At 71.4% G+C, this 12454-nt stretch carries 9 protein-coding genes; all 9 read left to right on the forward strand.

Annotated elements, in window-relative coordinates; genetic code table 11:
- Window positions 1–108 precede the first annotated feature (108 nt).
- The 9 genes from uvrA (at window position 109) to tpiA (ending at window position 12415) form a co-directional block, all read left to right on the forward strand.
- Window positions 109–3021 (forward strand): excinuclease ABC subunit UvrA, encoded by a 2913-nt coding sequence (uvrA, locus tag ACIQ9P_RS23290; RefSeq protein ID WP_402359252.1) that lies wholly within the window; start codon window positions 109–111, stop codon window positions 3019–3021.
- Window positions 3022–3157: 136 nt separating this feature from the next.
- Window positions 3158–3592, forward strand: a complete 435-nt coding sequence (locus ACIQ9P_RS23295) for a Rieske (2Fe-2S) protein (protein ID WP_402359255.1) — start codon at window positions 3158–3160, stop codon at window positions 3590–3592.
- Window positions 3593–3643: 51 nt separating this feature from the next.
- A complete protein-coding gene (gene uvrC, locus ACIQ9P_RS23300; protein WP_402359258.1) occupies window positions 3644–5728 on the forward strand; it encodes an excinuclease ABC subunit UvrC in 2085 nt (694 codons plus the stop codon).
- Window positions 5729–5846: 118 nt separating this feature from the next.
- On the forward strand, window positions 5847–6758 hold the full coding sequence (gene rapZ, locus ACIQ9P_RS23305; protein WP_369826124.1) for an RNase adapter RapZ: 912 nt from the start codon (window positions 5847–5849) through the stop codon (window positions 6756–6758).
- Window positions 6759–6824: 66 nt separating this feature from the next.
- Window positions 6825–7955, forward strand: coding sequence for a uridine diphosphate-N-acetylglucosamine-binding protein YvcK (gene yvcK / locus ACIQ9P_RS23310; protein ID WP_402359261.1), 1131 nt, complete (start codon window positions 6825–6827; stop codon window positions 7953–7955).
- Window positions 7946–8926 (forward strand): DNA-binding protein WhiA, encoded by a 981-nt coding sequence (gene whiA / locus ACIQ9P_RS23315; protein WP_030394969.1) that lies wholly within the window; start codon window positions 7946–7948, stop codon window positions 8924–8926. Before yvcK ends, whiA begins: the two co-directional genes overlap by 10 nt.
- 334 nt (window positions 8927–9260) lie before the next feature.
- Complete coding sequence (gap, locus tag ACIQ9P_RS23320) at window positions 9261–10265, forward strand: type I glyceraldehyde-3-phosphate dehydrogenase (RefSeq protein ID WP_030394968.1); 1005 nt, start codon at window positions 9261–9263, stop codon at window positions 10263–10265.
- Between the two features lie 151 nt (window positions 10266–10416).
- Window positions 10417–11622, forward strand: coding sequence for a phosphoglycerate kinase (locus ACIQ9P_RS23325; RefSeq protein ID WP_402359265.1), 1206 nt, complete (start codon window positions 10417–10419; stop codon window positions 11620–11622).
- 7 nt (window positions 11623–11629) lie between these two features.
- Window positions 11630–12415: a triose-phosphate isomerase gene (gene tpiA, locus ACIQ9P_RS23330; RefSeq protein ID WP_402359268.1), complete on the forward strand. Its 786-nt coding sequence runs from the start codon at window positions 11630–11632 to the stop codon at window positions 12413–12415.
- The last annotated feature ends 39 nt before the right edge of the window (window positions 12416–12454 follow it).

Below are 12454 nucleotides of genomic sequence, written 5' to 3' on the forward strand. Positions count from 1 at the left end.
CGAGCTCGATAATCGAACGCGTGAGCTAGTAGGCTGGCTGCCGCATCCTGGTAGAAGTACACCCCTCGTTCACCAGCCCTCTCGTCCCGGAGAAAGGCGCCAGAAGCAGTGGCCGACCGCCTCATCGTGCGCGGTGCTCGCGAGCACAACCTCAAGAACGTCTCGCTCGACCTGCCCCGCGACTCCCTCATCGTCTTCACGGGCCTCTCCGGCTCCGGTAAGTCCTCGCTGGCCTTCGACACCATCTTCGCGGAGGGCCAGCGCCGCTACGTCGAGTCGCTGTCCTCCTACGCCCGGCAGTTCCTGGGCCAGATGGACAAGCCCGACGTCGACTTCATCGAGGGCCTCTCCCCGGCCGTCTCGATCGACCAGAAGTCCACCAACCGCAACCCGCGGTCGACCGTCGGCACCATCACCGAGGTCTACGACTACCTGCGGCTGCTGTTCGCGCGGATCGGCAAGCCGCACTGCCCGCACTGCGCCCGCCCGATCGCCAAGCAGTCCCCGCAGGCCATCGTCGACAAGGTGCTGGAGCTCGCGGAGGGCACCCGCTTCCAGGTCCTCAGCCCGGTCGTGCGCGAGCGCAAGGGCGAGTTCGCCGACCTCTTCGCCGACCTCCAGTCCAAGGGCTACGCCCGGGCCCGGGTCGACGGCGAGACGATCCAGCTCGCCGAGCCGCCCAAGCTGAAGAAGCAGGAGAAGCACACCGTCGAGGTGGTCGTCGACCGCCTCACCGTCAAGGGCGGCGCCAAGCGCCGGCTGACCGACTCGGTGGAGACGGCCCTGCGGCTCGGCGGCGGCATGGTCGTGCTGGACTTCGTCGACCTCCCGGACGACGACCCCGAGCGCGAGCGGATGTACTCCGAGCACCTCTACTGCCCCTACGACGACGTGTCGTTCGAGGAGCTGGAGCCGCGCTCGTTCTCCTTCAACTCGCCGTTCGGCGCCTGCCCGGACTGCTCCGGCCTCGGCAACCGGATGGAGGTGGACCCGGAGCTGGTGGTGCCCGACGAGGAGCGCTCGCTGGACGAGGGCGCCATCCACCCCTGGTCCGGCGGCCACACCAAGGAGTACTTCCAGCGGCTGATCGACGCCCTCGGCGGCGAGCTGGGCTTCCGCACCGACATCCCCTGGGCCGGACTCCCGGCCCGCGCCAAGAAGGCGCTGCTGTACGGCCACAAGCACCAGGTCGAGGTCCGCTACCGCAACCGCTACGGGCGCGACCGCTCCTACACCACCGGCTTCGAGGGCGCGGTGCCGTTCATCCAGCGCCGCCACCAGGAGGCCGAGAGCGACTCCAGCCGCGAGCGCTTCGAGGGCTACATGCGCGAGGTGCCCTGCCCGACCTGCCGGGGCAGCCGGCTCAAGCCGGTGGTGCTCGCGGTCACCGTCGAGGGCCGCTCGATCGCGGACGTCTCCTCGATGTCGATCAGCGACTGCTCCGACTTCCTCGGCGCGATGAAGCTGAACGCCCGGGACAAGCAGATCGCCGAGCGGGTCCTCAAGGAGGTCAACGAGCGGCTGCGGTTCCTGGTCGACGTCGGCCTGGACTACCTCTCGCTGGACCGCGCGGCAGGCACCCTCTCCGGCGGCGAGGCCCAGCGGATCCGGCTCGCCACCCAGATCGGCTCCGGCCTGGTCGGCGTGCTCTACGTGCTGGACGAGCCGTCCATCGGCCTGCACCAGCGCGACAACCACCGGCTGATCGAGACCCTGGTCCGGCTGCGCGACATCGGGAACACCCTGATCGTCGTCGAGCACGACGAGGACACCATCAAGATGGCCGACTGGGTGGTCGACATCGGCCCCGGCGCCGGCGAGCACGGCGGCAAGGTGGTGCACTCCGGCTCGCTGAAGCAGCTGCTCACCAACAAGGAGTCCCTCACCGGCCAGTACCTGTCCGGCAAGCGGAGCATCCCGATCCCGGCCACCCGCCGCGCCCGGGACAAGAAGCGCCAGCTCACCGTGCACGGCGCCCGCGAGCACAACCTCAAGGACGTCACGGTCGGCTTCCCGCTCGGCACCTTCACCGCGATCACCGGTGTCTCCGGCTCGGGCAAGTCCACCCTGGTCAACGACATCCTCTACACCCACCTCGCCCGGGAGCTGAACGGCGCCCGCACGGTGCCCGGCCGGCACACCCGGATCACCGGCACCGACCAGGTGGACAAGGTGGTGCACGTCGACCAGTCGCCGATCGGCCGCACCCCGCGCTCCAACCCGGCCACCTACACCGGCGTCTTCGACCACGTCCGGCGGCTGTTCGCGGAGACCCAGGAGGCCAAGGTCCGCGGCTACCTGCCCGGCCGCTTCTCGTTCAACGTCAAGGGCGGCCGCTGCGAGAACTGCTCCGGCGACGGCACCATCAAGATCGAGATGAACTTCCTGCCGGACGTCTACGTGCCGTGCGAGGTCTGCCACGGCGCCCGCTACAACCGGGAGACGCTGGAGGTCCACTACAAGGGCCGGTCCATCGCCGAGGTGCTGGACATGCCGATCGAGGAGGCCCTCGGCTTCTTCGAGGCCGTCCCGGCGATCGCGAGGCACCTGCGCACGCTCAACGACGTCGGCCTCGGCTACGTCCGACTCGGCCAGTCCGCGCCGACCCTCTCCGGCGGCGAGGCCCAGCGGGTGAAGCTCGCCTCCGAGCTGCAGAAGCGGTCCACCGGCCGGACGGTCTACGTGCTCGACGAGCCCACCACCGGCCTCCACTTCGAGGACATCAGCAAGCTGATCAAGGTGCTCTCCGGTCTGGTGGACAAGGGCAACACGGTCATCGTCATCGAGCACAACCTCGACGTCATCAAGACCGCGGACTGGATCGTCGACATGGGCCCCGAGGGCGGCTCCGGCGGCGGCAGCGTGGTCGCCGAGGGCACCCCCGAGGAGATCGCGGCCGTCTCCGAGAGCCACACCGGCAAGTTCCTCCGGGACATCCTGCCGGGCGGCTTCGAGGAGGCCCCGGCCGCGCCGGCCAAGGCCAAGGCCCCCCGCAAGCGCGCCGCGGCGGCGCGCAAGTAGCGGACCGGCCTCGCCGCCCGCCCCCGCCCGCCCCCGGCACCCCGGGGGCGGGCGGAGGCGCGACGCATAGAATTCCGGGCGGCCCGCAGCCGCGAAGCCGCCGCCGAACGCCGCCGCCGAACCCAGGAGCACCCTCATGTCCGAGGCACCCGAGAGTCCCGCCCCCTCCCGCCGCACCCTGCTCTGCGGAGCCGCGGCCGTCCTCGCCGCCGGCGGCACCGTCGCCGTCACCGGCTGCTCCTCGGCCTCCTCCGGCTCCGACTCCGCCGCGAAGACCCCGGTCGACCTCGGTCCGGCCTCCGGCGTCCCGGTCGGCGGCGGCACCGTCTTCCGCGAGAAGAAGATCGTCGTCACCCAGCCCGCCGAGGGCCAGTACAAGGCGTTCAGCGCCAAGTGCACCCACGCCGGCTGCGTCGTCGACCAGGTCAAGAACCAGAAGATCCAATGCCCCTGTCACGGCAGCATGTTCGGCATCACCGACGGCGCCGTCCTGGACGGCCCGGCCCCGACCCCGCTGCCCGCGTACGACGTGGCGGTCGAGGGCGGCAACCTCAAGGTGACCCCGCGCTGAAGCAGTTGATCTCCCGCACGCGCCCCCGGTCCGAGTCGGTACGGTGGACCCATGGCTGACCCGTCCACCTACCGTCCGGCGCCGGGTGCGATCCCGACCTCGCCCGGTGTCTACAAGTTCCGCGACGCCCACGGGCGGGTCATCTACGTCGGCAAGGCCAAAAGCCTGCGCCCCCGGCTGTCCTCCTACTTCCAGGACCTCGCCGGACTGCACCCGCGCACCGCGACCATGGTCACCACCGCCGCCTCGGTGGAGTGGACCGTCGTCGCCACCGAGGTCGAGGCGCTCCAGCTGGAGTACTCCTGGATCAAGGAGTTCGACCCCCGGTTCAACGTCAAGTACCGGGACGACAAGAGCTACCCGGAACTCGCGGTCACCCTCAACGAGGAGTTCCCCCGGGTCCAGGTGATGCGCGGCGCGCACCGGAAGGGCGTGCGCTACTTCGGCCCCTACGGCCACGCCTGGGCGATCCGCGAGACCGTCGACCTGCTGCTGCGCGTCTTCCCCGTCCGCACCTGCTCCAACGGCGTCTTCAAGCGCGCCGCCCAGGTCGGCCGCCCCTGCCTGCTCGGCTACATCGGCAAGTGCGCCGCGCCCTGCGTGGGCCGGATCACGCCGGAGGACCACCGGGCGCTGGCCGAGGACTTCTGCGACTTCATGGCCGGCCGCACCGGCAACTACCTGCGCCGGCTGGAGACCGAGATGCAGGAGGCCGCCGCCGACCTGGAGTACGAGAAGGCCGCCCGGCTGCGCGACGACATCGGCGCCCTCAAGCGCGCGATGGAGAAGAACGCCATCGTCCTCGCCGACGCCACCGACGCCGACCTGCTGGCCGTCGCCGAGGACGAACTGGAGGCCGCCGTCCAGATCTTCCACGTCCGCGGCGGCCGGGTCCGGGGCCAGCGCGGCTGGATCACCGACAAGGTCGAGGACGTCGACACCGCCGGCCTGGTCGAGCACGCCCTCCAGCAGCTCTACGGGGGCGCCGGCGCCGGGAACCCCGGCGAGGGCGTCCCCCGCGAGGTGCTCGTCCCCGCGCTGCCCGACCCGGCCGAGCCGGTGCGGGAGTGGCTGGGCGGGCTGCGCGGCGCCCAGGTCGACCTGCGCATCCCGCAGCGCGGCGACAAGAAGGACCTCATGGCCACCGTGCAGCGCAACGCCCAGCAGGCGCTGGCGCTGCACAGGACCAAGCGCGCCTCCGACCTCACCACCCGCAGCCGCGCCCTGCAGGAGATCACCGACGCGCTGGAGCTGGACAGCGTCCCGCTGCGGATCGAGTGCTTCGACATCTCCCACCTCCAGGGCGAGGACGTGGTCGCCTCGATGGTGGTCTTCGAGGACGGTCTGGCCCGCAAGAGCGAGTACCGCCGCTTCGAGATCAAGGGCTTCGAGGGCCAGGACGACGTCCGCTCGATGCACGAGGTGATCAGCCGCCGGTTCCGCCGCTACCTCCAGGAACGCGAGCGCACCGGTGAGTGGGCTGTCCCCGAGGAGGGCCCCGAGAACGCCGTGGACGCCGCCGCGGTCGTGGACGGCACCGACCTCGACGGCGCCGGCGCCCGCGCCGAGGACGGCCGGCCCCGGCGCTTCGCCTACCCGCCGCAACTGCTGGTCGTCGACGGCGGGCAGCCGCAGGTCGCCGCCGCCCAGCGGGCCCTGGACGAACTCGGCATCGACGACATCGCGCTGTGCGGCCTGGCCAAGCGACTGGAGGAGGTCTGGCTGCCCGGCGAGGACGACCCGGTGGTGCTCCCGCGCAGCAGCGAGGGCCTCTACCTGCTCCAGCGGGTCCGCGACGAGGCCCACCGCTTCGCCATCGGCTACCAGCGCGGCAAGCGTTCCAAGCGACTCACCGCCGGAGAACTGGACTCCGTCCCCGGCCTCGGCGAGACTCGCCGTCAGGCGCTGCTCAAGCACTTCGGCTCGCTGAAGAAGCTCCGGGCGGCCACCGTCGACGAACTCTGCGCCGTCCCCGGCATCGGCCGGCGGACGGCGGAGACCGTTGCGGCGGCGTTGTCGTCCCGTACACCTGCCGCACCAGCCGTGAACACCGCCACGGGCGAGATCATCGAGGACGGTGCCGACGAGCCGGCGCCCGCGGCGCCCGAGACCGCACCCATCCAGGAGACGCCATGACGGCCGACGCCGCCCGTCAGCCGGCGTGCCCCGCGCCCACTCGTCCGAGTGACACCGGGAAGCATGCCCGCGCGACGCGCGTTCTCCACAGCAGAACCACCGAGAGCGGGGAACCGAAGTGACCGTGTCCGATTACGGGGGCACCGCCCGGCCGGAGGCCGGCGGCGAGAACACCCCGGAGCTGGTGATCATCTCCGGCATGTCCGGGGCGGGCCGCTCCACCGCCGCCAAGTGCCTGGAGGACCTGGGCTGGTTCGTCGTCGACAACCTGCCCCCGGCCCTCATCCCCACCATGGTCGACCTCGGAGCCCGCTCCCAGGGCAACGTCGCCCGGATCGGCGCCGTGGTGGACGTCCGCGGCCGGCAGTTCTTCGACGACCTGCTGACCTCCCTCGACGAGCTGGAGAAGCGCGGCGTGCGGCTGCGCGTCGTCTTCCTCGACTCCTCCGACGACGCCCTGGTCCGCCGCTTCGAGAGCGTGCGCCGCCCGCACCCGCTGCAGGGGGACGGCCGGATCGTCGACGGCATCGCCCAGGAGCGCGAGCTGCTGCGCGAGCTCCGGGGCGAGGCCGACCTGGTGATCGACACCTCCAACCTCAACGTCCACCAGCTGCGGGCCAAGCTCGACGCCCAGTTCGCCGACCACGACGAGCCCGAGCTGCGCGCCACCGTGATGTCCTTCGGCTTCAAGTACGGCCTGCCGGTCGACGCCGACCTCGTGGTGGACTGCCGCTTCCTGCCGAACCCGCACTGGGTGCCCGAGCTGCGGGCCAGGACGGGCACCGACGCGGACGTCGCCGACTACGTGTTCCAGCAGCCCGGGGCCAACGAGTTCCTCAACGGCTACGCCGAACTGCTGCGCATTGTCACCGAGGGCTATCGCCGCGAGGGGAAGCGTTACATGACCCTTGCCGTAGGCTGCACCGGTGGCAAGCACCGCAGCGTCGCGATGTCCGAGCGGCTGACGAAGCGTCTGATCGCGGACGGCGTGGAAACGGTGCTCGTCCACCGTGACATGGGACGGGAGTAGCCGCCGCACCCCCTGCCGGGCCGCCGGCGGAGGTCGGCGGCCCGGCAAGAGGAACGCGAGGTAGGTGTGACGGGATACGTGCCCGGGCGGCAGCTGCAGAACAAGACCGCCGACCGGAGCGGGAGCACGGTCAGGTCGATCCTGACCGGCCGGTCCCGCACCGGGGCGGCCCGCACCGGCCCGGCCCGTCCCCATCAGGCGCCCAGGAGCAGTCAGGCCCCGCGGATCACCGCGCTCGGCGGCGGCCAGGGCCTGTCGGCCTCGCTCTCCGCGCTGCGCCGGCTCACCACCGACCTCACCGCGGTGGTGACCGTCGCCGACGACGGCGGCTCCAGCGGCCGGCTCCGCGAGGAGCTCGGGGTCCTGCCCCCCGGCGATCTCCGCAAGGCGCTGGCCGCGCTGTGCGGCGACGACGACTGGGGCCGCACCTGGTCCGAGGTGATCCAGCAGCGCTTCACCGGCACCGGCGAGCTGGGCGGCCACGCGGTCGGCAACCTGCTGATCGTCGCGCTCTGGGAGAAGCTCGGCGACCCGGTGGCGGCCCTGGACTGGGTCGGCCGGCTGCTCAACGTCCAGGGCCGGGTGCTGCCGATGTCGGCGGTCCCGCTGGACATCGAGGCGATAGTCCGGGGGCACGACCCGGCCTTCCCCGCCGAGCTGGGCGCGGTCCGCGGCCAGGCCAGCGTGGCGGTCACTCCCGGCACCGTGCAGTCCGTCCGGCTCGTCCCGGACGAGCCGCCCGCCGTGCCGGAGGCGGTCGCCGCGGTCCGGGAGGCGGACTGGGTCGTGCTCGGCCCCGGATCCTGGTTCACCAGCGTGCTGCCGCACCTGCTGGTGCCCGAGCTGGTGAAGGCGCTGGTGGAGACCCGTGCCCGCCGCCTGCTCACCCTGAACCTCGCCCCGCAGCCCGGCGAGACCGAGGGCTTCACCCCGCAGCGCCACCTCGACGTCATCGCCGACCACGCCCCCGCCCTCGCGGTGGATGCGATCCTGGTGGACGAGCGCGCCGTCACCGGCGGCGCCTTCGGCCAGGCCGACCTGGCCGGACTGGAGAAGGCCGCCGAGCGGATGGGCGCCGCACTGGTGCTCGGACGGGTCGCCCGCACCGACGGCACGCCGCGACACGACCCGGAGCTCTTGGCCGCCGCGTACGACCGGATTTTCCGGACACATGGAAGGATCGGGCCATGGCGATGACTCCAGCGGTGAAGGACGAAATCAGCCGGCTCCCGGTCACCCGGGCCTGCTGCCGCAAGGCGGAGGTGTCGGCGATCCTGCGTTTCGCGGGCGGGCTGCACATCGTGAGCGGCCGCATCGTGATCGAGGCGGAGCTCGACACCGGAGCCGCCGCCCGGCGTCTGCGCAAGGACCTGCTGGAGATCTTCGGACACTCCTCGGACCTGGTCGTGATGGCCCCCGGCGGCCTGCGGCGCGGCAGTCGCTACGTGGTCCGGGTGGTCAAGGACGGCGAACTGCTCGCCCGCCAGACCGGGCTCGTGGACGGCCGGGGCCGCCCGATCCGGGGTCTGCCCCCGGCCGTGGTCTCCGGAGCCACCTGCGACGCCGAGGCGGCCTGGCGCGGCGCCTTCCTGGCCCACGGCTCGCTCACCGAGCCCGGCCGCTCGTCCTCGCTGGAGATCACCTGCCCCGGTTCGGAGGCAGCCCTCGCCCTGGTCGGCGCCGCCCGCCGGCTCGGCATCCCCGCCAAGGCCCGCGAGGTGCGCGGCGTGGACCGGGTGGTGATCCGCGACGGCGACGCCATCGGCGCGCTGCTCACCCGGCTCGGCGCGCACGAGTCGGTGCTGGCCTGGGAGGAGCGCCGGATGCGGCGCGAGGTGCGGGCCACCGCCAACCGGCTGGCCAACTTCGACGACGCCAACCTGCGCCGCTCGGCCCGGGCCGCGGTGGCGGCCGGCGCCCGGGTGGCCCGCGCGCTGGAGATCCTCGGCGAGGAGGTGCCCGAGCACCTTGCCGCCGCCGGCCAGCTGCGGATGCAGCACAAGCAGGCGTCGCTGGAGGAGCTGGGCGCGCTCGCCGACCCCCCGCTGACCAAGGACGCGGTGGCCGGCCGGATCCGCCGGCTGCTGGCGATGGCCGACAAGCGCGCCTCCGAGCTCGGACTCCCGAGCACCGAGGCCAACCTCACCGACGAGATGGCGCTCAGCTGACGCCTCCCGTCGATCCGGTCCGTCCGGGGTCTTGACGATCGCGCCCGCTGGTGATCCACGCGCCGGTGCCCGCCAACGCGGGCACCGGCGCTGTCGTGTCCGGGGGCTGGGACGGGCGGCCGCCGGGCGCCTCGCCCGGGTCGGGACCAACTGCCCGGACGGGCAAGGCCGGACGACCCGAAAACGGTGGGAACACGCGCCACGCCAGGGGTTGCGCGGTCGCCTGATGTGCTCCGCGCGGCCTCGGAGGGGTAGGGTCATAGGCGGTCGGGGACATCCCAAAATTCCACCCCGTCGGCATAGCGTCCGGCGTACCTAACGAGGAGATCGGTTCGTGACGATCCGGGTAGGCATCAACGGATTCGGCCGCATCGGCCGCAACTTCTTCCGTGCGGTTAAGTCCCAGGGCGCGGACATCGAGATCGTCGGCGTCAATGACCTGACCGACACCAAGACCCTGGCGCACCTGCTCAAGTACGACTCGATCCTGGGCACCTTCCCGGGCGAGGTGTCCCACACCGCGGACAGCATCACCGTCGACGGCACGACCTTCAAGGTCATCGCCGAGCGCGACCCGGCCAACCTCCCCTGGGGCGAGCTGGGTGTCGACATCGTCATCGAGTCGACCGGCATCTTCACCAAGGCCGAGGCTGCGAAGAAGCACGTCACGGCCGGCGCGAAGAAGGTCATCATCTCGGCGCCCGCCACCGACGAGGACATCACCATCGTCATGGGCGTCAACGACGAGAAGTACGACGGCGCCAAGCACACCGTCATCTCCAACGCCTCCTGCACCACCAACTGTGTGGCGCCGCTGGCCAAGGTGCTGAACGAGAACTTCGGCATCGTCAAGGGTCTGATGACCACGGTGCACGCGTACACCAACGACCAGGTCACCCTGGACTTCCCGCACAAGGACCTGCGTCGCGCCCGCGCCGCGGCCCTCAACATCATCCCGACCTCGACCGGTGCCGCCAAGGCCACCGCTCTGGTCCTGCCCGAGCTCAAGGGCAAGCTGGACGGCACCTCGCTGCGCGTCCCGGTCCCGACCGGCTCGATCACCGACCTGGTCGTCACCCTGGAGCGCGACGTCACCGTCGCGGAGGTCAACGAGGCTTTCCAGAAGGCTTCCGAGACCACCCTCAAGGGCATCCTGCAGTACACCGAGGACCCGATCGTCTCCTCCGACATCGTGAACTCGCCGTTCTCCACGATCTTCGACTCGCTGATGACCATGGTCCAGGGCAACCAGGTCAAGGTCTTCGGCTGGTACGACAACGAGTGGGGCTACTCGAACCGCCTCGTCAACCTGACCACCCTCGTGGGTGCCGGGCTCTGACGCTGCGGGAGCTGACGTGAAGTAGGGGGGAGGGCCCGGAAGGCATGTGCGAAGCCGACCGGGCCCTCCGTCTGCGCACCCTCAACTCCCCTTTGACGGCCCGCTGTCGTGCCGTCGCCTGCTCCACCATCTCGCCAGGAGACCGAAGACCGTGAAGACCATCGAAGACCTGGACGTCGCGGGACGGCGCGTGTTCGTCCGCGCGGACCTGAACGTCCCGCTGTCCGGCGGCACGATCACCGACGACGGCCGGATCCGCGCCGTCGCCCCGACCATCGCCAAGCTCGTCGAGCGCGGTGCGAAGGTCGTCGTCGCCTCCCACCTCGGCCGCCCCAAGGGCGAGCCGGACCCGCAGTTCTCCCTCGCGCCGGTGGCCGTCCGCCTCGGCGAGGTCCTCGGCAGGCCGGTCGCGTTCGCGACCGACACCGTGGGCGAGAGCGCGAAGGCCACCGTCGCCGCCCTGGCCGACGGCGAGGTCACGCTGCTCGAGAACCTGCGCTTCAACGCCGGTGAGACCAGTAAGGACGACGCCGAGCGCGGCGCCTTCGCCGACCGGCTGGCCGGCCTCGCCGACCTCTACGTCGGCGACGGCTTCGGCGCCGTGCACCGCAAGCACGCCTCGGTGTTCGACCTGCCGGCCCGCCTGCCGCACGCGGTCGGCGACCTGATCGCCACCGAGGTGGGCGTCCTCCAGCGCCTCACCGAGGAGGTCGAGCGCCCGTACGTGGTGGTGCTCGGCGGCTCCAAGGTCTCCGACAAGGTCGGTGTGATCGACAACCTGCTCGGCAAGGCCGACCGCATCCTGATCGGCGGCGGCATGGCGTTCACCTTCCTCAAGGCCAAGGGCCACGAGGTCGGCAACTCGCTGCTGCAGGAGGACCAGATCCCGACCGTGCTGGAGTACCTCAAGCGCGCCGAGGAGAGCGGCGTCGAGTTCGTGCTGCCGGTGGACGTCGCGGTCTCCGCGTCGTTCCCGGACGTCAGGTCGCAGGCTCCGGTCGAGGACTTCGCGGTGGTCGGCGCCGACGCCATCCCGGCGGGCACGCTGGGCCTGGACATCGGTCCCGCCTCCGGCGCGCTGTTCGCGGAGAAGCTGGCCGACGCGAAGACGGTGTTCTGGAACGGCCCGATGGGCGTCTTCGAGCACCCGGCCTTCGCCGACGGCACCCGCGCCGTCACCCAGGCCCTGATCGACAGCGACGGCTTCACCGTGGTCGGCGGCGGCGACTCCGCCGCGGCCGTCCGCATCCTGGGCTTCGACGAGACGAAGTTCGGGCACATCTCGACCGGCGGTGGCGCGAGCCTCGAATACCTGGAGGGCAAGACCCTCCCCGGTCTCGCCGCACTGGAAGGCTGAATCACGCATGACTGAGCGTCTCCCGCTGATGGCGGGCAACTGGAAGATGAACCTCAACCACCTCGAGGCCATCCAGCACACCCAGAAGCTGGCCTTCGCGCTGGCCGACAAGGACTACGAGTCGGTCGAGGTGGCCGTCCTGGTGCCGTTCACCGATCTGCGCTCGGTGCAGACCCTGGTCGACGGCGACAAGCTGAAGATCAAGTTCGGCTCGCAGGACATCTCGCAGCACGACGGCGGCGCCTACACCGGCGAGATCTCCGGCCCGATGCTGTCCAAGCTGAAGTGCACCTACGCGGTGATCGGGCACTCGGAGCGCCGCGAGTACCACAACGAGACCGACGAGCTGGTCAACGCCAAGGTGAAGGCCGCCTACCGGAACGGGATCACCCCGATCCTGTGCATCGGCGAGCCGCTGGAGATCCGCAAGGCCGGCACCCACGTCGAGCACACCCTGGCCCAGCTCGACGGCGGCCTGAAGGACGTCCCGGCCGACCAGGCCGAGTCCGTCGTGGTCGCCTACGAGCCGGTCTGGGCGATCGGCACCGGCGAGGTGGCGACCCCCGAGGACGCCCAGGAGGTCTGCGCCGCCATCCGCGCGCGGATCGCCGAGCTGTACTCCGCCGAGCTCGCGGACAAGGTCCGGGTGCTGTACGGCGGTTCGGTCAAGTCGTCGAGCGCGGCCGGCCTGATGGCGAAGCCGGACATCGACGGCGGGCTGGTCGGCGGTGCCTCGCTGGACGCCGAGGAGTTCGTCAAGATCGTGCGGTACCGTGACCAGGCAGTAGGCTAACGCCGCCGCAGCAACGTAGGCTTTGGGGCCGGACCACCT

Source organism: Kitasatospora sp. NPDC094019 (assembly GCF_044764505.1).
Classification (GTDB): domain Bacteria; phylum Actinomycetota; class Actinomycetes; order Streptomycetales; family Streptomycetaceae; genus Kitasatospora.

What these genes read in the sequence shown, in the direction of transcription:
- ACIQ9P_RS23295 (WP_402359255.1), top strand. Translation starts at nt 3,158, where the DNA reads ATGTCCGAGGCACCCGAGAGTCCCGCCCCCTCCCGCCGCACCCTGCTC.
- uvrC (WP_402359258.1), top strand. Translation starts at nt 3,644, where the DNA reads ATGGCTGACCCGTCCACCTACCGTCCGGCGCCGGGTGCGATCCCGACC.
- whiA (WP_030394969.1), top strand. Translation starts at nt 7,946, where the DNA reads ATGGCGATGACTCCAGCGGTGAAGGACGAAATCAGCCGGCTCCCGGTC.
- tpiA (WP_402359268.1), top strand. Translation starts at nt 11,630, where the DNA reads ATGACTGAGCGTCTCCCGCTGATGGCGGGCAACTGGAAGATGAACCTC.